This window comes from Sphingobacterium sp. ML3W, from assembly GCF_029542085.1.
GTDB lineage: Bacteria > Bacteroidota > Bacteroidia > Sphingobacteriales > Sphingobacteriaceae > Sphingobacterium.
On sequence record NZ_CP107036.1, the window covers coordinates 3,300,805 to 3,323,670 of the forward strand.

At 43.2% G+C, this 22,866-nt stretch carries 15 protein-coding genes; 2 read left to right on the forward strand and 13 right to left on the reverse strand.

Annotated elements, in window-relative coordinates; genetic code table 11:
* Window positions 1-27: 27 nt before the first annotated feature.
* The 10 genes from OGI71_RS14000 to OGI71_RS14045 all read right to left on the reverse strand — a co-directional run bounded on the left by OGI71_RS14000 (window position 28) and on the right by OGI71_RS14045 (window position 17,302).
* Window positions 28-2,226, reverse strand: a complete 2,199-nt coding sequence (locus OGI71_RS14000; protein WP_282249727.1) for an alpha-galactosidase — start codon at window positions 2,224-2,226, stop codon at window positions 28-30.
* 12 nt (window positions 2,227-2,238) lie between these two features.
* Window positions 2,239-4,479, reverse strand: coding sequence for a glycoside hydrolase family 95 protein (locus tag OGI71_RS14005; protein WP_282249728.1), 2,241 nt, complete (start codon window positions 4,477-4,479; stop codon window positions 2,239-2,241).
* 21 nt (window positions 4,480-4,500) lie between these two features.
* On the reverse strand, window positions 4,501-6,096 hold the full coding sequence (locus tag OGI71_RS14010) for a solute:sodium symporter family transporter (protein ID WP_282249729.1): 1,596 nt from the start codon (window positions 6,094-6,096) through the stop codon (window positions 4,501-4,503).
* An 18-nt stretch (window positions 6,097-6,114) separates the two neighbouring features.
* Window positions 6,115-7,155, reverse strand: a complete 1,041-nt coding sequence (locus tag OGI71_RS14015) for a GntR family transcriptional regulator (protein WP_282249730.1) — start codon at window positions 7,153-7,155, stop codon at window positions 6,115-6,117.
* Between the two features lie 9 nt (window positions 7,156-7,164).
* Window positions 7,165-9,189, reverse strand: coding sequence for an alpha-galactosidase (locus tag OGI71_RS14020; RefSeq protein WP_282249731.1), 2,025 nt, complete (start codon window positions 9,187-9,189; stop codon window positions 7,165-7,167).
* Between the two features lie 11 nt (window positions 9,190-9,200).
* Window positions 9,201-10,379, reverse strand: coding sequence for a DUF4998 domain-containing protein (locus tag OGI71_RS14025; RefSeq protein ID WP_282249732.1), 1,179 nt, complete (start codon window positions 10,377-10,379; stop codon window positions 9,201-9,203).
* A gap of 20 nt (window positions 10,380-10,399) precedes the next feature.
* Window positions 10,400-11,590, reverse strand: coding sequence for a DUF5000 domain-containing lipoprotein (locus tag OGI71_RS14030; RefSeq protein ID WP_282249733.1), 1,191 nt, complete (start codon window positions 11,588-11,590; stop codon window positions 10,400-10,402).
* 22 nt (window positions 11,591-11,612) lie between these two features.
* Window positions 11,613-13,511, reverse strand: a complete 1,899-nt coding sequence (locus OGI71_RS14035; RefSeq protein WP_282249734.1) for a RagB/SusD family nutrient uptake outer membrane protein — start codon at window positions 13,509-13,511, stop codon at window positions 11,613-11,615.
* 13 nt (window positions 13,512-13,524) lie between these two features.
* A complete protein-coding gene (locus OGI71_RS14040) occupies window positions 13,525-16,716 on the reverse strand; it encodes a TonB-dependent receptor (RefSeq protein ID WP_282249736.1) in 3,192 nt (1,063 codons plus the stop codon).
* A 280-nt stretch (window positions 16,717-16,996) separates the two neighbouring features.
* Complete coding sequence (locus OGI71_RS14045) at window positions 16,997-17,302, reverse strand: hypothetical protein (protein WP_075993880.1); 306 nt, start codon at window positions 17,300-17,302, stop codon at window positions 16,997-16,999.
* 164 nt (window positions 17,303-17,466) lie between these two features.
* Between OGI71_RS14045 and OGI71_RS14050 the strand changes: the two genes are divergently transcribed.
* On the forward strand, window positions 17,467-18,093 hold the full coding sequence (locus OGI71_RS14050) for a DKNYY domain-containing protein (protein WP_282249744.1): 627 nt from the start codon (window positions 17,467-17,469) through the stop codon (window positions 18,091-18,093).
* Window positions 18,094-18,142: 49 nt separating this feature from the next.
* The gene (locus tag OGI71_RS14055; protein WP_282249745.1) at window positions 18,143-18,370 is read left to right on the forward strand and encodes a hypothetical protein; all 228 of its coding nucleotides are present in this window, start codon (window positions 18,143-18,145) and stop codon (window positions 18,368-18,370) included.
* Window positions 18,371-18,810: 440 nt separating this feature from the next.
* Here the strand turns inward: OGI71_RS14055 and OGI71_RS14060 are convergent, their stop codons facing one another.
* The 3 genes from OGI71_RS14060 to OGI71_RS14070 all read right to left on the reverse strand — a co-directional run bounded on the left by OGI71_RS14060 (window position 18,811) and on the right by OGI71_RS14070 (window position 22,786).
* The gene (locus tag OGI71_RS14060) at window positions 18,811-20,274 is read right to left on the reverse strand and encodes a polysaccharide lyase 6 family protein (protein ID WP_282249747.1); all 1,464 of its coding nucleotides are present in this window, start codon (window positions 20,272-20,274) and stop codon (window positions 18,811-18,813) included.
* Between the two features lie 40 nt (window positions 20,275-20,314).
* Complete coding sequence (locus OGI71_RS14065; protein WP_282249748.1) at window positions 20,315-21,070, reverse strand: hypothetical protein; 756 nt, start codon at window positions 21,068-21,070, stop codon at window positions 20,315-20,317.
* Window positions 21,071-21,232: 162 nt separating this feature from the next.
* Window positions 21,233-22,786: a RagB/SusD family nutrient uptake outer membrane protein gene (locus OGI71_RS14070; protein WP_282249749.1), complete on the reverse strand. Its 1,554-nt coding sequence runs from the start codon at window positions 22,784-22,786 to the stop codon at window positions 21,233-21,235.
* Window positions 22,787-22,866 lie beyond the last annotated feature (80 nt).

Here is a 22,866-nt window from a genome sequence, read left to right on the forward strand (position 1 = left end):
AGCTTCGGATGTGCCACAGTTATTTTTTTAAAGTGCCGATATTTTTAGTAAAACACTGGTACGGTTGCTATTCAGGTCAGGATTTACGCCAACTTTCATCAGGTAGTCCCCCGAATAAGTTTGTCCCTGGCCTAAGCTCGACTTGGTTCCCGGATACAAGTTGATCTCCTCCACCCGATATTGCTTTTGGGCATCCAGTCCTTTTAAACGGACGGGATCGGTTGTTCCGACACCATAGCGGTTATTGACCAGGTAGTTGAAGATGACAGCCTCAGTTTTTTCGCTATTCACGTAGCTCAGGGCGGCAAAGTCACCTTCACGTGGATCGGCCAAACGATACTGCTCCCCATGCCAGATTGTTGCTTTAAGCGCGTCGTAATTCTTTACCGCCTGCTGGCAGAATAACAGATCCTGTTCTTTCAGATGGCTCACCACAATATCAAAACCCAGTTTACCCATCATGGCTACATCCGTCCGGAATTTGAGCGGTTGTTTTCCCCAGTCTGTCACATGGTTTGAAGTGCTGATTGCCGGGAAAAAGTAAGAATACTCGTACTGCATAAAAATACGCTCCAAAGGGTCTGTATTGTCCGAAGGCCAGAATTCGGTAAAGTACCGAAGTGCCGCATAGTCCACGCGTCCACCCCCGCCCGAACATAACATCATCGGCACCTTCGGATACTTCGAACGAATACGTTCCAATACCTTATATAAGCCTTCCACATAAGAAACATAGAAAGCACCCTGGTCTTTTAGAAATGCGGAATGCGCATTGTAAATGACCGCATTACAGTCCCATTTGATATAGGCCAATGCCGGATTTTTGGTAAACAGGTCGTCCAGGATGTTAAAGACAAAATCCTGCACCTTGGGATTTGTCAGATCCAGGATCAACTGATTGCGGAAGTAATGTTCTTCCCGCTGCGGCTGTTTGACGACCCAGTCCGGATGTTGTTCGTAGAGTTCGGATTTGGGGCTAACCATTTCGGGTTCTACCCAGATACCGAATTTAACGCCCTGCTTAGTCGCTTCTTCCACGAGTGTCGCGATACCATTGGGCAGTTTTGTCCGGTTCGGTTGCCAATCTCCTAGACTGGAGTGATCGCTGTTACGCGGATATTTATTTCCAAACCAGCCATCATCCAATAAAAATAGGTCTACCCCTAGTTTTTTGGTATCCTGGAGCAAACCTTTTAATTTTTGCTCATTAAAATCAAAATAAGTCGCCTCCCAATTATTGAGTAAAGTCAGGCGTTCGCCATTTCCATCCAGCAGCTGATATTTACGGGCCCAATTGTGCAAATTTCGGGAGGCGGTGCCTTTTCCCTTTGTTGACAAGGTATAGATCAATTTGGGTGTTGTAAACTCCTGGTTGCTGGCCAATTTCACATTGGAAGCATAGTTGTTTATTCCGGCAATAATACGTAGGTTATTGAGGTAATCCACTTCAAAATCCACCTTAAAATTTCCACTATACCCTAGGCTTGCCATCAGGACCGTTCCTTCATCTTCGGATGCCGCCTTGCCCAATGACACCATAAAGGAAGGTGGCTGGAATAAATTCGCTCGTGTTCCGAGCTTACTGTCCAGCACTTTAATGCCATGTGTTAACGGAGCCTCTTCCACCTGCATTTCTTTTGCCCAGTCTCCATGGTACTGCCGTAGCCAATATGCGTTGGAGCGCAAGGTCAGGTTGGCCGAAGCAAATTTTTCCAGCGTGACGACTTTCTTTTCCTTATTTTGGATGGTTGTCCACTGCTCGATGATATCCTCATTCAAAAACGATTTGTAGTGTAAAACGACATAAATATCGTATACCGGATCTTTTAGGGTGATATCAAGCTGTTTGACATTGGCATCCAGGTTGTTCACCGCATGCTTTTCATAGCGCAGGTCGAGAGAGCGGTTACCGTCCGCATGGACGATACTAATCGCTGGTTCCAGCAAATTTTTTGAACCGGAAGGCGTATAAGCCGCATTGGACAGTCCACTATAATCTGTCAATTGTCGATAGCTGCTTGCAATGGTCGAATACTCTTTTGAATCACGCAATTTTTCACCGTAATAGAGCATTTTCAACGTTTTCGTGGAATCGTACTCCAACACAAGCGCATTCGACCTGGTTTCTATGGGAATCTGTCCGGACTGCGCCTGTGCTTCGAGATGGACAAGCCCCTGGGTCATCAAAAGCCCGAGTACAACATGTTTAAAATGAAGGGTTGGCATATATAAAAAGATTTAGGATTTGTTAACGAACTTGACTATTTTGTTTGCTTTCAATTGAATCTTGTAAAGGTATTTACCATTGATTTCCTGCTCTGGGCTTAGACCTGCCAATTGGGAAGGGCTTAATACCTGAATCGTTTGATCCTGCGGCGATGAAAGAATAAGCTGCCTAATGCTACTGTTATTCCATTCCATCTTTTCAATGTGTACATTGCCCCGGGCTTTGAGCCCCTTGACTATTCCGGCCGACCAGCGATCAGGCAGGGCAGGAAGTAATTCCAGTACATCCGTTTGCGATTGCAGCAACATTTCACTCAGGGCAGCCACATAACCCAGGTTGCCATCAATCTGAAACGGTGGATGCGCGCAGAGCAAGTTGGCGTATACGCCACCGCCATTATTGTAGTCAATACCATCGCCGCCAACGAGGTTAATGAAATTAGTCAGGATTTTATAGGCGTGATTTCCATCCTGCAAGCGGGCCCAAAAAGCCACCTTCCAGGCCATGGACCAACCTGTAGATTCGTCGCCACGCGCGGTCAGGGTGACTTTTGCCGCCTTGGCAAGTTCCGGTGTTTTTAAAACAGAGAATTGGTTGCCAGGATACAGACCAAACAGATGCGAGACATGGCGATGCTTGTCCTGTGGATCATCACGATCCGTTTCCCACTCCTGCAACTGTCCCCATTTACCGATTTTGGGTTTGAGCAGCGCATCGCGAAGTGCCGTGATATGTTTACGGTAATCGGCGTCCATATTTAAAACAGTACTCGCCTGGATGTAGTTATTAAAGAGATCGTAAATAATCTGATGGTCATAGCTCACGGCATCCTCTGTAGGGCCATGTTCCGGCGACCAGCCCTGAGGCGCCACCACAGTTCCGTCCGGTCTTCGAACCAGACGATCATCCCAAAACTCACTTATTTCTTTTAAAATCGGATAGGCAAACTCGCGTAGATATTTCTCGTCCTTGTTAAAGGCATAATGCTCCCAGAGAGCCTGTGTATACCAGGCACTTCCGGGGGTGTTCCAAAGAAAGCTCTCGCCACCGAAGATATTATTTTCGGTCTTTACGGTCCAGCCCCGTACGCCCGGAAATTCCTTTTGTGTATTTATTTTTTTCACCTCACGCATGCTATTGATATAATCGAGGTAAGGCCAGGCCGATTCACTTAAATTGGCAACTTCTACTGGCCAATAGTTCATCTGTACATTGATATTGGAATGGTAATCTGAGCGCCATGGTGGATTGTTACTGTTATTCCAGAGTCCCTGCAGATTTGCAGGCAAGCCACCTTTTCGTGAGGAACTGATCAGAAGATAACGTCCATATTGGTATACCAATGCTTCCAGAGCCGGGATCGGCTGTTTTTTATAGGCTTCCAACAGCGCTTTTGTTGTTTGCTTGCTGTCCAGCTGGCTATGGTCGAGATCAAGCTCCACCCGGTTGAACAGCGCTGTATAATCTGCAACGTGACGTGCCAATAGTTTATTTACGCCATATTTTTCCGCTTGCTGCAGATACCGTTCATTGACCTTCATCGGTTCCTCGGGCGACTTCCATTTGGTAGCCCGTGTATTGGCATAATCTGTTGCTGCACTCAGCAGCAGAACAATTCGATCGGCAGACTTTACCGTAAGGACAGCCTGTCCTTTTTCATCTGTCGTTTTGGAAAGTGAACCACCTACGACCTGTACGCGTACCTGTGCGGCATACCGCATGCCATTGTCGAGCGTTCCCTGAAACCACAGATGACCATCTTCTACCTGCGCCGCCTGCCCATGTGCATCGAGAAGTGCGATCTGGGCATTGAGTTTCCCTTTTTTACTGTTCGCATAATCAAATACCATGACCTGATCGGGCTGACTCGCAAAATACCGACGGTTGATTTGCTGTCCATCCTGCTGGTAGGCTATTTCATGCAGGCCTTTATCCAAATTCAATTTCCGGCTATATGCGGTAAAGGATTTATTGACGTCGGCGTCAAAGCGAACAAAAAGATCACCGAAAGCCTGATAGGCACCTGTTTCCTGTTCATCACCTGTCCATAGGCTATTTTCATTAAATTGAATATGTTCCTGATTTACTCCGGCAAAGATCATGGCACCAATTCGTCCATTTCCGATGGGATATGCTTCGGTCATCCAATCCGTTGCGGGCTTATTATCCCAGAGGTAATAGCGTTGTGCATACGATGTGGCCGAGCAAAGTGTTAAACATATAAAGATGAGGCATTTAATTTTTCTGTGCATTAACATAGCGACTATTACAATTTATTGAGCGATGCCCAATGGTGAAAAAACAAAATAGATGACAATCATCAATAGGATGAGAAAGGCGCCGATCCGGTATCTTCCCTTCCAATAGGTGCCTTTGTCCTGGCCCGAAAACTCAAATTGATACTCCGATAGATAGTCTGGCTGGCTCAATTTACTTCCCCCCCAGATGACCAGCGCCACCGCGATAAACAACAGCGCGAACAAATGCAGATAGTGCAGCTCTGTCTTCCAGACAAACACCAGGATGAAATAGCTGAACATGTACAGGAACAGGCCGATTTGCGCCATCCTCGGCGTCACACGGCGCGATAGAATCCCCAAGATCATAATGGTGAAGATCGGCATGTTGAACAGCCCCGATACGGTTTGCAGGTATGTATAAAACCCATCGTGGGCAAAAAGAATAAAAGGAGCAATAAACATCGCCGAGGTGGAAATAATCAATTCAAACAGTTTCCCTTTTCTGACCAATTCTTTTTCACTAAGATCTCTTTTTTTATATTCCAAATAAGGCTTGTAGATATTAAAAATAAATAAGCTGCCACAGCTCTGAAGGCCAGCAGTATAGGTCGTCATTGCGGCACCAAAGACCAATGCCAGGGAAAAACCAATCAGCACATCGGGAAAGATCAGTACAATAAGTTTTGGAAAAACAGAAGCTGTAGGCTGCACATGCGGCAATAAGTGTACGGCCAGAAGACCCGGTAAATTGATCAGCAGCGGCATCAGAAGTTTGCCCCCCGCAGCCAAAGTCATTCCTTTCTGTGCTTCTTTTAAGTTTTTGGCGCTTAATGCCTGTTGTGCGATATAGGGTTCCATTCCCCAATAGTAAAAGTTGATCAGGAGCATCCCAGTAAACAAGGTAGAGAAGGGCACAGCATCCTGTTTGGATCCCACGGCATTGAGATGTTCTTTTTTGTCGTGAAATAACTGGAGCACCCCCGCCCAGATATCGCCATTACCCAGATACCAAAAAGCGAAAATCGGGATGAGCACAGCAAGTATAAACAAACAGAGCCCCAGCCCCATGTCGGACAAAGAAATCAGTTTCAATCCCCCCAATATGCTGTATAAGCTCCCGATGATCCCCAGGGCCCAGACCAGTATCCAGATACTCTGCCAATAACTGATGTGGAGCAGTCCGGGCACATCAAACATCGTGGTCAGGCTTAGTGCACCACCGTATAATACCGGTGGCAATAAGTTAACGATGTATCCGATCAGAATCAGAATAGATACCAATATTTTAGTTTTCGGATCAAATCGCAGCGCAAGAAAGTCCGGCACTGTCCGAAAACCATGTTTAAAATAGATAGGCAGCAGAAATTCCGAAACCAGGAGCATGGCGACCACCGAGCTCACGCCCCAGCCGATGACCGATAGGTTGTTAATATAGACCGATTCATTTTCACCAATAAACTGGTTGGCGCTCAGGTTGGTCAACAGCAAAGCCGAGCCCACCATCCAAAAACTATTGCTCTTTCCTGCAAGAAAAAAGCCGTTTAAGGTATTGGAATAGTTGGTTTTAAACTTCCATAAGGATCCCAAAGCAACCAAACCGGTAAAAAGACAAAAACTAAAAACTATCATCTTAAAAACTTCCCTATTTTAGACAGAATTGCGGTCTGCCAATGTCGTTGGCACCACTTCCTTGATCAATGTTCTTTCGAGCACAAACTTGGCTGCTTCCGATCCGATCCGTGCAAAACTTGTCGAAAAGGTGGTAATGCCACCGCTGATAATTTCTTTGATAACATCATCATTATGCGATAGAATGCCCAGATCCTGCCCTAAGGTCCAGCCTTTTTGTAAAACTTCCTTCAGCATCTGATAGAGCTCCGGATTATGAATGGTAAAATACAGTTTTCCCTTTTTTAGGTCACCTACATGGTATTGCTTTTCGATACGTCCTTTTACTTTATACTCCTTCAAAAAGCGTAAGAAAGCATCTTTGATTTCATTGGGTTCAGCCGTATTTTCCCTAAAATAGAAGATCACTTCTTTATACTTTTTGATCTTTGGATAAAGTTCCTGAAACACCGCGTAGGTGGCTGCTTCAAATTCCTGGGACACGTAGGAATAATCTTCTCCGAGATCCATCAAGCGATCAATAATCAATAATTTGGAAGCCGGGATGGAACGAAGCAGCATTTCGGAATCTTTATTTTCAATCGGAGCGACAATATATACTGTATATCGCCCCTGAATACGATTGAAAATATCTTCAAAGGTTTCCATATTGTTGTGATGGAAAAAGAGGTCCACCGTTACTTCCTCCGGAAGGTTAGTTCGCAGTTCATTCACCAAGGTATCTTGAAAGGTATCGTATGCATACAGCAGGACCGCAACTTTCTGTTTCATCTGCGTATTGTTGCTCACCACAAAATATCCTTTTCTGTTTTTCGATTCCACGACTCCGTGGGCAATCAGATCACGGTAAGCCTTAGCGAAAGTTTCGCGTGCATAGCCCAGGTATTGGATCAAGTTATTGACAGAAGGTAAACTGGCATGCACCTCCAGTTCGTTGGCATCAATGGCATCCAACACGCCCTGCACAATACATTCATGTTTAGAGAGCGTATTCAATGCCTCCAGGCGTTTGATCCGATCGATCAATACTTTAAAATTTTCTTCTTTGCTTATCTTCATATGTTGTGATTAAAACAGGGCAACCTTAAATAATTTTGCACCTGCCTGCTCAAAGGCAATGGATTTCTCAGCGCTAAATTCCTGCGCTGTTTTTTCAAATAGTTCCACCGCCTTATATTTTGTATTTGGCGCCAGGCCAATCTGTTTAAAATCTATGTTTATTGCTGCCGGGGTGGTATTGTAATTAAATATGGCCACATACAGCGCTGTTCCAAGCTTTTTGTAATAATACGTATTTGCCGCTTTTCCTTCTACAAATCCTGCCGGACGGAAGCTTTTACCGTCGGCTATGATCTTTAAAATTTCGGGATCCTGCAGATATTGATTCATCTTAGGCTGCCAGTTTTCCTTTTTCGACAAGTCGTCACCAAGGATAATGGTACCCGTTACCACACCCGAAAGCAATCTTGCCTTATTGATTTCAGGGCTTTCATCATGAAAAACAAGGTGGTCGGCATCGATAAAGTCGTAGAGGTAGGTCTGCCACCAACCGTAGCTGACACTATTTAAGGTATACTGTGTTTGGTCGATCGTTTTCCAGGCATCACAGGCTATTCTGCGCATGTGTGCAAATTGGGCTGTCGCCAGGGAAGGAGAAATCGCTGCGTAGATCAGCATCTTACCCTGCAGCACGTCGACGAGATGTTTCATCCCCACAGCATAAGCCTGCATACCCGTCTGAATTTTCTTGTCGTAAAAACCGGTGGATTCGATTGCCGCATGCGAAAGGAAGTCAACCTTGATCATTCGGAAGCCACAGTCGACCAATTTCCCCAAGATCACATCCATACGGGCCAAGGTACCGGGATGTGTCGGATCCAAGGCACGTCCACCGTCTAAATTGTGGTAGCCTTTTTGGGTTTTGGTCCACAGTTGGCCAAAGGTAAACTGGCTTCCCTCCGCCTTGCGGTCGGGGCCACTTCCATGCCCCCAGTCTGTAAAAGGAGCCCAATACACCCCGGGCTTGAGGCCCAAAGAATCACAATAGCGAACAAATTGCTTCAGCTGCGTGTAATCGCCTGACATACCTCCAGGCGTCATATTATCCCAGAAAGAGTCAAGATCTATAAAAGCCTCACCATCTGCGTTCCGGAAATAAGGAATATCTTTTGCAAAATAGTCTGCCGTGCCCGTGGCATTCTGAAAATTAAGTTTTTCCTGAATCACGCCCCAGCTGTTCCAGCCGACAGGCGTGGCGCCTTGCCAAGATTTCACATAGGCGGGCGATAGCTTCCGGTGGATTTTAGCATAGTTTTCAAGCCCAATGCGCCAATCCTTGTCATAAGATACGAGGTATTTTGGGGAGCGAATCACATCCCCCTTTACAGCTCCATGCGCCATGGAATCCCGTGTGATATTTACATCTGTAAATCCGACCTGTGCTGCTAAGTGGGTATATTGCCCCTGATCTCCTTTGATCGCAATACCCGATTTCCAAACGGATTGATCCAATGAACCAATCAACAGACCTTTTCCGCTGTCCTTATCGTATACAACTCCGACCTCTGCGCTGCTCTTACTATTCATTGCAAGGACATTGTTTTCATACGAAATAAAGGTATCGTTATCAAAAGGAACAGCCAGCTGGTACAAGGATTTTCCCAGGCCGGTAATTGAGGCATTTGACCAGATAGGCACAAGTTCATTACTGGCTATATTTTTACCCCTAACTTCCAGTTCAAGGATGACACCATCTATTGTGTCGTAGAAATAAAAATGCTGCAGCAATGTGATGCCCTGTTGGGTTTTAACAGAAATGGTATACTGTATGCCTTTGCCCAAATTATCCTGAATGGGCTTTTCTGTGATGCTGCGGGTTCCTGTCAGTTTAGCTGTACTAATTTTCTGTCCATTAGCAAGTGCCAAATAGGCACTTGCTTGATGTATATAGGCGACTTGATCTTTACTTAGTGAATATGTTCCATCTTGTTTGTTATAGGTCAACGTTAGGCCATTTTTCTTGACCTGAAAAGGCTGTGCGTACAACATGAAGGTACATAGCATAAAACTTAGCGCGAAAATAATTGTCTTCATTCTGCTTGATATTATTGTATATTGATTTGAAACGCGTTGATCTTCATGTAATGGTCAGGTTGAAAATTGACCAGCATCCCCATATTGACAGTAACCTTTTCTTTGATTTCAAAATAAACGCCATCCGATTTAACATCAGCATGGGCCATTGCCTGTTGAATCTGCTCAAGATCTGGAATTCCACTGTTTGCTTTGCTGACAACCAGTTTTGCTGGCGGTTGATCATAATTTGTCCAAGATAAGTTACAAAAAAAACGATATTTACCGGGGAATAAGGTTACTTTTTGCTCAATTTTACCATTTACGATCGCAGGAGCGCCCCATCCGGCTTCAATATTAACCACACCACCATCATCCGAACCAAAGCCACCATAGCCATTGTGGTTTTTCATGCTCGTATTGGTTATCCAATGATCCAGATTTCCCCAACGGTTGCCATCGAAAGCCGTCGCTGTAAACGGAGTTTTGTAATTCTTCAGACACCAAATACTGATGTCGCCTTTTTTTATCGGTAGTTTGTTGCGCTGCACCATAAAGGTATCAATCGCATTGCTATCGGGCCGAAATACAGTCTGGTAAGCAATCTCCTGATTCGGTAGATAGTCCAAGAGGTTAATTTTCTCATTCAGCTCTTTCGTCCGCACCACGGTGTCCGTAGTTGTATTGTTCTGATTCTTATAAGTCATGCGAACGGCATAGAATCCCACACTTGGTGTCACATCCTGTAAGGCAAGTTGAAATTGTTGATCAGCCATAAAATTCTGTTCCAATATTGTTCGCTGGAAAAGTCCTTCACGATAACGATCGCCATAAACGTTTCCGACAAGAAAGGTCGGAACCGAAAACCTTCCTTGGCTATCTACTGTACGGATTTCGAAATTCATGGGCCCCTCCGGCAGATTTTCAATCACATAATGTACGGTATCGATAGCATCCGTCAATTTTACCGGAAACTTCATGGAATCCTGTTTACTGTTCCAATACACACGCAGCTCGGAAACTCCGGCATTTACCCGAAAGATGCCATCGACTTGTACACGATATTTTCCCGAACGTATTTTGATGGAATCTAGCTTCGCAGGATATACTATTTCCTGTCCATCGGTGAATTTGGTAAATTCATCCATCTTGGAACATGCGCCGAATAAACAAACGCCGAACAAGGCCAGTATGCATAGATATGTTCTCATCTTCATTTTCTTTTTAATAGTTAATAAACACCCCATACTTGTACTTGGGCAATCTGGATAAAGTAACTACCTCGCCAGTTGCGCAGATTGCGAATACGCAGGTATTTGTATTTTGGCGCATCTTCGGGCATATCAAAAGACCAGCCTGCGATGCCATACACTTCATCTGCGTTGGTATTTGTTCCAGCTGGAGTACCCGAAGGTTTTCGCACGGTACAGGTTGCCAGTTTAGACCAAGATTCCCAGGAGCCATCCAGATTTGGACTATTACTTCCCCAGACTTCAAATTCACGCATGTTACCCTTATCGTAAAAACCATTTTCACGACGCGGGAAAATCACGACACGGCTTAATTTTGCTTCCTTACCGATAGAAAAAGTCAGGGATTGCGGAGCACCGGCACTTTCAACCGTATATAAGGCCGGCCATCGTGAGGGATTCATGTTGCCGTCCCACATCATTTCCGAAGTCGTCCCGTACATATACTGCGCATCCCCCGGTAAATGCAGCGCTGAAAACTGCTGTCTTGGAAAAAGATTTTCTTCCAGAGGTGTCAGCGAGGTATATAAGGTATCCGATTTGTTTAACCATCGGTCACGCACATAAAAGGCAAATTTCATTTCACGGGATTTGAGCCCGCGGATATTATATAAGATCAGGGAATCCTGGCTATAATAGTTGTCCAAAGGCAAATATTCCCCATTATTCAGGGAGTCAACCATCGGAACAATCACCACATCGCCTTTTTCCTGATTGATTGAACTGATCCGGACGCCGCCAAATGTCGGCGCAATTTTCATTTGCCCGAATACAAGATCAAAAATCGGTGTTTTAGGTTCTACTGTAACGTCCACAGCATCTGAAGCCACTTCGGCCTTGTTTACGGCATAAAGTTTCACCGTATGTTTTTGCGTATCGGGGAAACCGTCTATTAAGATCTCATTTTTATAGGTTGATGATTTTACGATCCGTGTCTGTCCATTGGCCATGACATATTCTGCCTTTACATACAATACATTTTGACTGGACGGTAAACTGTAATGTATCGTTGCCTGTCCGTAGCCGTTGGTCACAGAGGTATTTTGCACAACACCTGGTTTCGTTTGGTCATCTTCCAGCAGCGTCCATCCCTTTTCCTCTTTACAACCAGCCAATAGATAAAAAAGGCCGATCAGGAAATAGCAATAGTTTAAATATTTTAGATTTTTCATAATTTCTCTATTTAATAAGGGATTACCAACCTGGGTTCTGTACTAAGTTGGGATTGACCAAAAGGTTGTTTTCCCTTATCGGCCAGAAGTAATCCCGCGGTGCCACAAAACGTTGTTGAAAAAAGGTCTGTTCTTTATAGAAAAGTTCGGGATGATCTTTATCCTGGTTTCTATCCCAGCCGGTAATGTTTTTATTCAGTTCCTGTGCCGCCAGCTTCCAGCGTTTCAGATCCCAAAAACGTGATCCCTCAAAGCTCATTTCAATATTCCGTTCACGTTGGATAATGCTGCGTAAGCCTTCCTTGCTTGCCGGTTTAGCAGGATTTAACGCATACTTAGACCAGGATTCTTGGATACCTTCCAACCCAGCCCTTTTCCGAATTTTATCGAGGTATAAAAAGACATCAGCTGTTGGTCCCTCGCTTTCGTTCAAGGCTTCGGCATACATCAGGTACAGATCCGCCAGGCGCATCATCGGCCAAGGATATTCTTCAATGTGTGAACTATTGCCATCTTTGAAAGCAAATTTCCAGTTTACCAATTTTTTGGGATAGTACGTCGTCACTGGAATAGAGAGTCCGCTGCCAAATAATCCCAGGCGCAACTGTGTGGTCCAGGTATTTTCATCACTGCGGCTCGGACTATTTTCCATAAACCAGATGCCCCCGTCAAAGCCAACATTTGCATAAAACCTATTTTCGCGATCAAAATGTACACGTGCAGTCTGATAATTCTGAATATTATTGAACCGCTCTGCATAGTTACCCGAACGAAGCTGATTCTTATTACTAAAATCCAAGGTTTTATCTTCGTCCATTGGTACGCCATTTCGGGTATAGAACTGGTCAACAATTTTTAAGGAAGGTGCCAAAGTACCATGCACACTGTTATTACCTGCATTGTTGGGATCAATATGTGCCATGGATGAATACTGCATCTGCCAGGCCCGTGAAGTCGGATTAGCCCAGATAATTTCTCTGTTCCATTTTTCAGTGACAGCATTGCGAACGCTCATTTGAATCATTGTCGTATCGGAGAGCGGAAATACAGTACCAGGAAATTGGTATAACCCCATTCCCAGGTTCTCGCATGCGGTAATCGCTTCCTTTGCAGCACGAGCAGCCTTCTGCCATTTTTCCAACTGAAAACTCTGGTTGAAAAACAGCGTACCATCGACATTTTTAAAGGTCGCATAATCCGCATTACCGTTGAACAGCGGACTCGCGGCATACAATAATACTTTTGCTTTAATCCCTAAGGCAATAGGCTTGGTAATACGGCCCAAATCCGTAACCGGAGACTGGACCGTATTGGGTAGTTTAGGAATTGCCTCGTCAAGAACCTTGACTATATAATCGACAACCTCATCAATAGGCTGGCGTTTAACTTTTGCATCCTCGATAGAAGTATTTACAGATAAGTTGACATCCATTGTAGGAATAGGTCCGTAATGCCGCATCAACATAAAGTGATAGTATGCTTTTAAGAACATGACCTCCCCTTCCCAGGTGGTACGCTCGTCCTGTGTCATATCTCGTACTTTCTCAGGATTACGAATATTTTCCAGAAAAATATTACAGTCGCGAATGGCATTATACATATAACCATCCCAATAGTTTACATAGGGATTGGTGACGTTCTGATTTCCACGGGCAATATTCCAATTTGTCCCATCAATGCTGAGGGTTGGGTAGTCCAGCCAGAATTCATCCCCAGCTAGGTAAGCTGGATTTCTGGTCGGATCACCATCCGGGGGGAGGTATGAATAACAGGTAGCCAAGTACTTTATCGCCTCGCTACGCATGGTAAATGCATTATCTATTGTCGCCACATTGTCCGGCACGACATCCAAATAGTTGCAGGATTGAAAGAACAATAAACCCGATGCAACCAGTAATTTAATTAATCTTAGATTTTTCATGATAAATTGCCTTTTAAAATCCGACGTTAATACCGACGTTATATACAGCCTGTACAGGATAGCCTAATCCTTCGCCGCCCATTTCAGGATCCCACATCTTAAATTTACTCCATACGGCAAGGTTGAGGGCGTTGACATAAAAACGCACATTGGACATCTTAAACTTGTTGAGAAACTGATTTGGTAGATTGTAGCCCAATTCAACAGATTTCAATCGTAAGAATGCGCCGTTACGCATCCACCAGGTTGAAAACTGATTATTATTGTTGTTAAAACCATCCGTCAAGCGTGGCCACAGGGCCCTTACGTCTTGGTTATCTTCGGACCAATAGCTGTTGGCCACTTCCTGCAGCAAGCCATTCTGATACGGTCCGTTGATTGCAAAAGGTGTAATATTTCCCGGATCAATAAAAAATGAGGAACGCGCCGAGCCCTGTAGGAATGCACTGACATCAAAGCCTTTGAAACCCACAGAAAAACCCATTCCATAAATAATCTGTGGATCTGTTGGATAACCGATCGGCACTTTGTCTAAATCGGTGATTTTACCATCACCATTGATATCCCGGTATTTAATATCTCCGCCCATCGTCTTAAAAGCGCCACCAAAATTCTGTAGCGGCGAGTTTTCCGCTTCGATATCATCGACAAACAGACGTTCGGCAATCAGCCCATACGATTGTTTGATCGGATGCCCCAATCGAGACAGGTAGGATAAATTTGCCGGGTAGTCCGGTTCTTCGTTCACCAGCAATTTATTGGTTGCATAGGTCATGTTCGCCCGCAACTGAGTCCACCAGGTATTTTGAAAAGATTTGTTGTAATCCAGGGCCAGGTCAAATCCTCGACTCTGCGCCTTGCCTATATTAGCTTGGATGTCAGCCTGAAAACCAGTTGTAGAAGGAATATTCGAACGGACCATCAGAATATTACTGCGAGTAGAGTTGTAATAATCAAACACCACGCCCAGGCCATTTTTTAGATTCAGGTCAAATCCAGCATCGAAGGTTTTTGCCCGTTCCCAGGTAATATCACGATTTTCATACCGCGATATGGAATAACCAGGCCGTGTGTAATCCCAGTTATTTCCCCAGGAGAAACCTCGGCCACCGTTACTCGGGTTCACTTGCGATAAGTAGAAGAAACGATCACGGTCCTCACCGATCTGATCGTTACCCACCAGACCATAGGTAGCCCTCAATTTTAAGCGGGAAACCACGGGATTCATAAATTCAAACATCTTTTCTTCATTCAGATTCCACCCCACACCAAAAGATGGGAAGAAACCAAAACGATGATCTTTGGAGAAACGTTCGGAACCATTATAGCCAAAGTTGAACTCAAAAAGGTAGCGGTTTTTGTAGGCATAGGTCGCTCGACCTGACACCCCGAGGTTACGGGCCGGCAATGAAGCCTGCAAATCACCACCGTTAGCGGTCTGATAATTACGGATAATACCGATCAACATCCCAGTGATGTCGTGGTCTTCAGCGATGGTGCGGTTGTAATTGACAGCAAACTCACCGTACGTCGTGGTATTTAGGATTTTATTTCCCTGGTTGTAATCCAGGTATTCTGTACCCTCATTTTCGTTGAGCAGACTTAAAACTGTATTGCTTGTACCCGGGATTCGGACCAGATTGTAATAAAATGGTTTAAAGCTCCGCGTGACAGAAAAATAAGAATAGCGTTGTGTATAAGCCATTAAGCGAGCGGATAAACCTTTTGTAATGAAATCGAAATTCTGCTTCAGTTCCAATTGCACATTGACCGTGGAGCTATTATACTCCTGAAAACCATTGACCATATTAGCGTAGGGATTGTTATACAGCGTTTTGGTCGTTGGAATAAAGTTATTTCCGAAAAGCGGATGTGTCGCAAATGGAGAATAGGAGGATGGATAAATTGCCGGAAACATTACCGGGTTGGACCAAATTGCTTCACGAAATACGCGCTGTCCACCATTGATCAGATTTCCCCATTTATCATAACCACCTATTGGCCCTGTATAGTCATCAAATTGAGCCGAAGTACGGATAATACCAATCGTCGTTGGCGTAACATTTAAGGTAATATTAGAACGTAAGGAGTAGTTTTTCAGGTTGATGTTATTATCAAAGCTATTGCCATTTTCGGATCGCAGAATTCCCTTATCGTTATTAAAGGTACCGGCGACATAATATTGAGCCAGGTTCCCTCCACCGGTAACATTGAAGTTAAAGCGTTGGTTGTTGGTATAATCCTTTATCAGCTGGTCGATCCAGTTATTATTGGGATAAAGCAACGGATCGTCTCCCCGTTCGGTATGGTCTATTTTATTTTGGTTGTAAGGTAGCGTACCTTTAGGGTCTCTAGTCAACACGGCCTCATTAGCCATTTTCATATAGGTAATATTATCGGCGAATTTAAAATTACGGGTATTGGTTGAGATGGAGTTCTCAAAACGTGCATTAAATTTTGCCTTACCAACAATACCACTTTTGGTGTTGACCAAAACAACCCCATTTGCCCCTCTAGCGCCATATAACGAAGAGGCTGCGGCATCTTTCAATACGGAAAAACCAGCGATATCATCCGGCTGTAAGCGTGCCAGTGCGGTGGTATTGGATTCTATTCCGTCGATCAGAATCAAAGGATCCTTTTTCCCTGCGCCAAAGGAACCAACGCCACGGATAAAGAAGGAAGCGTTGTCATTACCTGGTTCCCCACTCCGTTGGTAAGCAATTAGCCCAGCTACCCGCCCCGCCAGCATGGAGGTCAGATTGGATGTTGGTCCCTTAATTTCTTTCGGGTTTATCGAGGTAATGGAGGCCACCATACTCGTTTTTTTCTGTGTGCCGTAGGCCACGACAGTTACTTCATCCAGATTGGAACTTGATGAGGATAAGTAAATGGTCATACGATTGGTACTCGTGACCTGAACAGTTTTGCGGTCGAATCCGACCGAAGTTAGGACAAGCTGATCGTTGATGTGCGCATCTTTGATCAGGAATTGTCCCTGTGCATCCGTTGATACAACTGCATTCTTTCCCATAAAGGCAATTGTAACATTGGAAATGGGTAAATGTCCGACGCTATCCAATACAACTCCTCTCAACTCAAACGATTGGGGCTGTGCACTTGCAAAGCCGGCAATCAGAAGAAAGAGGAAGACAAGACTACATCGCTGCCATTTACAGATTCGGTAATACATGTGGTAGATCATAAATTGGTCTTCTTATAGATTGGTTATTATTGCGTAGCATAGTAGTCTTTAATCTATACTATTCTATACTACTATACAATAGTAAAAACATTTTCCGACATCCACAAATATTTTTTCAAATAATGGGTTCTAACTGTGCATTATAGCTATTCGACCGAACGGCTGTTAGCTGTGTGGAGTTATGGAAAAAATAAAGCGGGATATATTATCATGACTGATAATATATCCCGCTTAGTAAATAATTTAAAAAATTTTGATCACAAAAAAAGGTAGGCCTAGCCTACCCTTTTGTCAATGAGTGATGATATTTTAAGGTATGATTGAGTGAATGTGCGGTCTGCCGGGCATCGTCCTGATAGGACGATAAATCTTGGCAGGCTCTGATATCTGCTACATCCACCTTGTTTCTTACTTTGCTGATGACCTGATTTAATTCCGATTTCCAGTTGCCCGGATCGCCAAAATCGTCCACCCAATTTTTGTTGATAAACCTTTTATAGTTCAAAAGCAAAATATACAATTCCTCACCACTACCGGCGCGATTGATTGACGTGCGCCAGTTCTCTAATTTTTCTTTAAAACTCATAACCAGCAATATACAAAAAAATATTGGTATTTCAAAATAGTTGCATTTAAAATGGATAAGTATTATTAAAAAATTAAATGATAGAATGATTAAACCTTCGGTTAATTATTCTGGTCATAAAGTAAAGATCCGATATAAATAGATATTACAAAACAGATTAAATTATGGCCTTTTTTCACTTAAAAAATATGCTTGTTATTTCCTTTGCATTGCTATGTATATTGGATAAAAGTATTGCTCAACAAGTTGGCGACAATAAAAGATCTACGTCTCAAACGACATTTCGACATGATAGAGAAAACGATTACGTTAACATAGGCAATCGGATTTTCTACAGGGATAAGATGGTCGAAGGTGTTGATGCACAATCTTTCAAAGACCTCGGTAATGCTTATGCAAGAGACAACTGGAATGCCTATTATCGGGGCATTAAGATCAAAGATGTATCGCCACATTCATTCCAGTCACTTGGTTGGGGATATGCCAAGGATAGTTGGAATGCCTATTATCGGGGTGTTAAAATTAAAGATGTCTCTGCGGCTAGCTTTAAAGTATTGGATGAAGGATACGCCAAAGATAGTTGGAATGTCTATTATAGAGGCAATCAAATAAAAAATGTATCCGCCCCAAGCTTTGTTCTTGTTGGGGACGGATACAGCAAGGATAGCTGGAAAGTCTATTATTTTGGTCAAGAGATAAAAGATGCAACTGCCTTTACATTTAAATATTTAGGTAAAGGTTATGCGAAGGATAGCTGGAATAAATATTATAGAGGAAAAAAATTAGATTGATTTAACACCGCTCTACAATATCCCGCCCGAGTCAAAGCTTCGCATCGAAATGACGAAAGAACTGGATGACCTTGTTTACAATTCCAATTTTTTCGAAATACCCCGTCGCGTTTCTGATATCATCCGACAACTGAATGCCAACAAAGAACAAAGCAATAAATTTTCTGTTTATCTTAGCTGTTATTGTGAGGAAGGTACGCTGGAATACGAAAAACATGGAAATTATAAAGAATACCGAAAAAAGCATTCTCCAAAACCTGTCAAAAAATATAAATGAAAAATGCCAAACTTGCATATCTGTGAGTGCAAGAGCTTTATATACCTTTCCCATCATCAAATGAAACAACGGTCAATCTGGTTAAAGACCGGGCCTTGGGATCTTTTACTATAAGCCTTTGCTATTCTTTTCCACAAGCGTGGCTTTTCCCTTTTTTCGCAATAATTTTTCGCTGCAACAAATCAGGATCAGGTGGTGGCCAAATTAGCCCTTTTAACAGAGCTTGTTCAGTGATTGTTCAGTGCTCGTTCAGTGATTGCTCAGTGTAGACTGAATAAACATTGACTAATTACTGTCTAAATACTGATTTAAAATTGTCTTTAGGTATAATTTGGTATTAGTAGATTTCCGTATATATACGGTAAATACAAGCATTATTTACAGCAAAAAATGCGGAGAATAAGCTATTTATTCTCCGCTTAAAATAATATTCAGGATCGTTAAGGATTAATAACCAAGCTATTTCCCAATCCCGTCATAAATCCCGGACCGATATTTTGTGCTTTCAGTAAATCCCGATGTTTAACGTCCAATTTTGGAGCACCAGCATCTGCCGCGGCAGCAAAAGGATAGTTACCAACAAAAGCACCCAACACCGGACTGGTACTAGTCGGTTCATAGATTCCATCAGCTGTCAATGTATATTGCGGATTCTGACGTGTAAAACCGGCTGGAAGCTGTTGGCTTGTCGGCACATCAAACACGATATTCCCCTGGTAGGTAAAATTAATGGGTTGATCTGTAAAGGTCAGCATGGTTGACGTCGAAGCTTGCGACACCACATTATTGGCAATATGTCCATCTGTTGGTGGCAAGGTGCGGTTGTTTCCCCCTTTTCCCGAACCGATATCGAATGATTGCTTACATTTGATCATGGTGTTGGCCACCACCTTCACACGTTTTACTTGATAGTAACCACTTAACGGTGAGTTAGGTACACCGTCCATTACAGCCAAAGGTGCTTTTTGTCCTGTTCCCGCCATATTTTGGAAGTAATTGTTGTAGACAATGTGATCCTCTCCGATTATCCGGATACCACCAGCTGCACTATTGCCGTTACCGACAAAATAGTTACCGTAAACAGCAGAACCATTTCCATGTCTCAAGCACAGTGTCCCCTGACTCTCGTGGAAGAAGTTATTGCGGATGGTATCGCCCCCCATCTTGTTCGAGATAATTTCAGTTTCGCCATTGCAACGTTGAAAGATGTTGTCTTCAATCGTCGTGAATGCACTGGTTATAGACCAATCACTTGTCCCGATACGGATGGTTTCACCACCGTTATTCGGTAGTTCCGCCCGCTCCCCAAAGAAATTGTGATCGATCCGGTGCTTCATCGTTTTATTTGTCCCCCAAACCACCATCGTAGGTCCCTGATGCAATTTCCCCTTGAGATAACAATGATCAATACGATGATTGGATCCGTTAATGGAGACCCATCTATAATCAGTAGTCGCTGTCGGTGGATTATAGTCCACAATAGCCGTATTTGTCAACCGACAATTTGATGAAGAAGAGGTGAAATCAACCACATTTTTTCCGGAGGTATATCCATTTTGGAAGACCAGCCCATTAACCACGAGCCATTTACCCGTAATACTAATAGAGGAAGTACCTTTCATGATCACTGCTCCAGGCTGTTCAGCGAGCAGCACAATAGGCTGTTGGCTTGTTCCCTGCACATTAAATGTCAGTTCCTGATTTGTCCATTGCCCCGATTTCATGATCACCGTGTCGCCCGGCTGTAGACTTAAAGCCTGCAAATCCGCAGCCGATTGAATGGTATGGCATTGCAGACAGGCGATACCGTTTAGTTGCAATTTTACCGCAGCTGGTTTTTCACAGCTACTCCCCATCACTAATAAAAGTGATAAAGCGGATAATACTGAAAAGTTTCTCATCATATTTACATTTGTTTATAAGGTTCATTTTGTGCCGCAGTACCTAAAAAGGATATACTGTGGTATTTCCTTTGGATCCAAAAACATGGACCACGCCATTCGTTGTCACGTAACCACCAGATCTATTGGTTGTTTTATCGTTGATCTGAATCGGCGCCAGATCATTGTTATTGACTAGTTTTAGATACATCACACCCTCCTGATTAAAACCTTTCCCTTCGTTCATGTACCCCAACAGGGAGCTTTTGCTTGCCACTGTATTTACCGGAAGCAATGTTTTGGCTTTGACATTGGATATAGTCAATTTATCAAAGTTGTAATTTCCCTGTAAAATGAGATAAAGAAAATAATTACGGACATCATCGCGGTTATAATCTTCCCACTTCGTAGCTGGTCTGGTAATAGGCTTACCTGTACCATCCACCCCAGTCACGATAGGTACATCGAAGAAAAGTCCAGCAGTAACCTTTTTCGTTTTGGCATCCCATGTCTTTATTGCCTCATTGTGTAAAAAGATAAATGTGCGATCCGTTTTATCCAATTCCTCAAGACCTATACCGGCATACTCTAATCCTTTACGCATCCATTTAAAAATCGTATCCGATGGATTCTCTGTAGTTTCATAGGAACGATTTTCCAAAAATTTACGTGCACTGATCCCTATATTGGGATCCAGAGTTTTATGCTTGTAATCGTAATTTTCCTGTAATTCCAAATCGAAAAGCGAACATCCTGTCAGCAGCAAACTTGCTGCAATAACCATATATTGTGTCCATTTTATATTACATATTCTTTTCATCTGTCTAATTTTTTTATTCAATTGTGATAATACTATCAGATTTATTCATCGAGTGTATGTTTTAAGCGGTATTCATGAGCTCGCTTTGCTCGGTTATTTACTCCCCCATTGTGGTTGAATAAATCGTGATGGTTTCATGACTCTTTGATTTATATACATCTATTAATCAGTATATCCCGGATTTTGAACCAATAGCGTATTGGAGTTTAACACATTTCGATGAACTGGCCAATACACCCTTCGTTGTGGATCCAGGAAGCCTGGTTTGTCTAAACTCCCAGCATCTTCTTGTCTACGTTTCAGAATAGGATCCATCACTTCTTTTACACGGCCAGTACGCACCAGGTCAAACCAGCGTTTCCCCTCACCATATAATTCCATGCGGCGTTCATTGAGAATCGCAGTTTCTAGCTGATAAGCAGTTGCCAAATCAGGATTACTTGCTTCGTACTCTGGGAGATTGGCTCGTTTACGTACAAAATTGAGGTATTTTAAGGCATTCGTTTTGTCACCCAATCCATTTAAAGCTTCAGCGTATAAGAGGTAAATATCAGCCAATCTATAGATTGTCAAATAGACAGGAACCATTTGATTGGTTGCTGGCCAAGGATCTTCTTTAGTCGGAGTCGCACTTGTAGGGTACCATTTTATAAAGCGGTCCCGCTTGTTATTCGGTAAACCGTAATAAACATCGAGGGTCTGCTGCGGACGGATATCAGGACTTGGTGTGCCGGTCGTCTGTGGTTGGAACAAATCCGCCCATGCTGTTTCGTCCACAACAATCGGTTTATTATTAGGCGCCCATGAGGTCTGCATACAAGCACATCCGTTTTTCGTATAATCCCAATGTATACTCCAAATGGCTTCCTTACTATTCAATGGCCCAGTGAAAATTGCTTTCCAGGTAGCAGCGTCCTGCAAATTTTTCTCATTGGTACCCGCATAGCTCGCACCGGTAGGAGATTTGGCCAAAAACAATTTTTCGATCCATATCTTCGCATTTGGATAATCTTTCTTCCACATGTAGACATCAGCCATCATAGCACAGACCCCTGCACTACCGATCGTCCATAGTGGGTTTTTGGCATCCTTATCCACCTGAGCATATGCTTTTTCCAGATCTGGGATAATCACTTCATCCATGATCTTTTCCTTTTTATCCCTTGGACGTGATGCCGGCAGGTTAATATCTTCATAAGGTTCCAACCAGATCGGAGCATCTCCCCATACGCGAACCAGGTAGAAATAACACATTGCCCGGAGGGCATAACATTGTGCCAAATAATCATCAACCATTTGTGGTGTAATCCGGCTATCTAATTTAGCCGCCTGAGGAATATATTTAATATTCAGATTGGCTCTTCCGATGATGTTGTACAAACCACTCCAGTCTGAAAATTGATTAGTTGGAGTAATACCATTTAATACAATCTCATCAATAAAATCTTTGGTATAACTAATGGCCCGGTCAAAATTATCCGACCGATATTCTCCCCAATACAAGTATTTTTCCAAAAAATTATCTTTTGCATTACCTACGCCAATCATTTCTATCTGAAATCCACTGTACATCCCTGCCATTGCAGCCTGTACATCATATAGATTTTTAAAATGCTGATCTAATGCAACTTCTGCCAAAGGTTTTTCCTCCAGAAATTTACTACATCCCCCTAATGTTGCCGACAAAAGTAATAGTGCTAAAATCTTTGTTTTCATCTGTATAATTTTTTCTTAAAAGTGATGAAGCAATCTGATTTACTTTTCATTTGGATAAATCGTGATGGTTTCATAACTAA

What these genes read in the sequence shown, in the direction of transcription:
- OGI71_RS14010 (WP_282249729.1), bottom strand. Translation starts at nt 6,096, where the DNA reads ATGATAGTTTTTAGTTTTTGTCTTTTTACCGGTTTGGTTGCTTTGGGA.
- OGI71_RS14065 (WP_282249748.1), bottom strand. Translation starts at nt 21,070, where the DNA reads ATGAAAAGAATATGTAATATAAAATGGACACAATATATGGTTATTGCA.
- OGI71_RS14005 (WP_282249728.1), bottom strand. Translation starts at nt 4,479, where the DNA reads ATGCACAGAAAAATTAAATGCCTCATCTTTATATGTTTAACACTTTGC.
- OGI71_RS14070 (WP_282249749.1), bottom strand. Translation starts at nt 22,786, where the DNA reads ATGAAAACAAAGATTTTAGCACTATTACTTTTGTCGGCAACATTAGGG.
- OGI71_RS14035 (WP_282249734.1), bottom strand. Translation starts at nt 13,511, where the DNA reads ATGAAAAATCTAAGATTAATTAAATTACTGGTTGCATCGGGTTTATTG.
- OGI71_RS14045 (WP_075993880.1), bottom strand. Translation starts at nt 17,302, where the DNA reads ATGAGTTTTAAAGAAAAATTAGAGAACTGGCGCACGTCAATCAATCGC.
- OGI71_RS14025 (WP_282249732.1), bottom strand. Translation starts at nt 10,379, where the DNA reads ATGAGAACATATCTATGCATACTGGCCTTGTTCGGCGTTTGTTTATTC.
- OGI71_RS14055 (WP_282249745.1), top strand. Translation starts at nt 18,143, where the DNA reads ATGACGAAAGAACTGGATGACCTTGTTTACAATTCCAATTTTTTCGAA.
- OGI71_RS14030 (WP_282249733.1), bottom strand. Translation starts at nt 11,590, where the DNA reads ATGAAAAATCTAAAATATTTAAACTATTGCTATTTCCTGATCGGCCTT.
- OGI71_RS14060 (WP_282249747.1), bottom strand. Translation starts at nt 20,274, where the DNA reads ATGATGAGAAACTTTTCAGTATTATCCGCTTTATCACTTTTATTAGTG.
- OGI71_RS14050 (WP_282249744.1), top strand. Translation starts at nt 17,467, where the DNA reads ATGGCCTTTTTTCACTTAAAAAATATGCTTGTTATTTCCTTTGCATTG.
- OGI71_RS14015 (WP_282249730.1), bottom strand. Translation starts at nt 7,155, where the DNA reads ATGAAGATAAGCAAAGAAGAAAATTTTAAAGTATTGATCGATCGGATC.
- OGI71_RS14040 (WP_282249736.1), bottom strand. Translation starts at nt 16,716, where the DNA reads ATGATCTACCACATGTATTACCGAATCTGTAAATGGCAGCGATGTAGT.
- OGI71_RS14020 (WP_282249731.1), bottom strand. Translation starts at nt 9,189, where the DNA reads ATGAAGACAATTATTTTCGCGCTAAGTTTTATGCTATGTACCTTCATG.
- OGI71_RS14000 (WP_282249727.1), bottom strand. Translation starts at nt 2,226, where the DNA reads ATGCCAACCCTTCATTTTAAACATGTTGTACTCGGGCTTTTGATGACC.